This window comes from Streptomyces sp. SID14478 (genome assembly GCF_010548525.1).
Classification (GTDB): domain Bacteria; phylum Actinomycetota; class Actinomycetes; order Streptomycetales; family Streptomycetaceae; genus Streptomyces.
On sequence record NZ_JAAGMG010000514.1, the window covers coordinates 1 to 260 of the forward strand.

At 78.1% G+C, this 260-nt stretch carries 1 pseudogene; it reads right to left on the reverse strand.

Features of this window, described 5'->3' with window-relative positions:
- A pseudogene (locus tag G3I40_RS16530) lies at positions 1–260 on the reverse strand (hypothetical protein); the annotation flags it as partial.

Genomic DNA, 260 nt, shown 5'->3' on the forward strand with positions numbered 1-260 from the left:
GACGAGGCGGGCCTGCGCCCCGTCGTGCAGATCCCGCTCCAGCCGGCCGCGCTCGGCGTCGGCGGCCTGGACGATGCGGGTGGCGACGTCCTTGGCGCGGGTGCGCAGCCAGACGTTCTCCAGGGCGAGGCGCAGTGCGGCCGCGACGGATTCGAGGAGCTCGGGGTCCTCGCCGAGCGCCGGGTCGTGGTGCAGCAGGGCGAGCGGCCGGCCGTCGGAGGCACCGACCGGTGTGCGGCCCGGGCCGTCGGCGGCGACCT